The following is a 1,041-nucleotide window of genomic DNA, read 5'->3' as shown; positions in this document are numbered from 1 at the left end:
CGACGGCCGTCGTGAACACGTACTCGATGGTCTCGGCGAATCCGGTGACGAAGCCGCCCCACGGGCCCATCGCCGCGCGGGCGAACGAGTACGCACCGCCGGTGTGCGGCATCGCGGCCGACATCTCGCCGATCGAGAAGAGCATGCCGAAGTACATGACGACGATCAGGATCGACGCGATGGCCAGGCCGCCCCAGCCGGCGGCGCCGATACCGAAGTTCCATCCGGAGAAGTCGCCGGAGATGACCGCGGCGATGCCGATGCCCCACAGACCCCAGAACCCGGCAGTCCGCTTGAGTTGCCGCTTCTCGAAGTAGCCGTCGCCGGCCTGGCTGTAGGTGACGCCACCCGAGCTCTTCATCTTGTCCTGCGCCTGGTCTTGGGCCACCGATTCGGCTCCTTCTTGCGGTGATGAGGCATGAGGAGAATAAGCTTGCAAAGGTCTGCTGTCCTACCTTTGGAAGTGACATTTGTGTAAAAGACTTGGGCGAACGTCGGAGCGAGCCCGATCCAATGGTTGACTACCCGCAATCTCGCGCCGTTGAAGGAAAGGCCCCACCACCGATGAGCGTCGCAACGGGCATGTTGTCGCAGGCCGATCTCGAGCGCATGGTCGCCGCCGGCGACATCGACACGGTGATCGTCGCGTTCTGCGACATGCAGGGCAGGCTGACCGGCAAACGGGTGTCGGGCCGATTGTTCGTCGAGGAGGTCGCCGAGCACGGCGCCGAGTGTTGTAACTACCTGCTGGCCGTCGACGTCGACATGAACACGGTCGACGGCTACTCGATGTCGAGCTGGGAGACCGGCTACGGCGACATGGTGATGACGCCGGACTTCTCGACGTTGCGGCTGATCCCGTGGCTGCCGGGAACCGCGATGGTGATGGCCGATCTCGGTTGGCATGACGGCAGCCCGGTGCAGCAGGCGCCGCGCAGCATCCTCAACCGGCAGATCGACCGGCTCGCCGAACGCGGCGCGCGCGACCTCGGACTTCTCGAACAGCGCCGCGGCTTCGGTCAGCGTGGTCGGAAGGCGTTC

At 64.9% G+C, this 1,041-nt stretch carries 2 pseudogenes; one reads left to right on the top strand and one right to left on the bottom strand.

The annotated features are described in order from the left end of the window. A pseudogene (locus A5698_RS05585) lies at nt 1–361 on the bottom strand (amino acid ABC transporter permease); the annotation flags it as partial. 203 nt (nt 362–564) lie between these two features. On the opposite strand from A5698_RS05585, the pseudogene A5698_RS05580 reads away from it, so the two are divergent. Next, nucleotides 565–1,041 (top strand): annotated as a pseudogene (locus A5698_RS05580) (hypothetical protein); the annotation flags it as partial.

The organism is Mycobacterium sp. E136, from assembly GCF_001666865.1.
Taxonomy (GTDB): Bacteria; Actinomycetota; Actinomycetes; order Mycobacteriales; family Mycobacteriaceae; genus Mycobacterium.
Note: the sequence above shows the minus strand (reverse complement) of the source record. Positions and strands in the feature narration are given on the sequence as shown.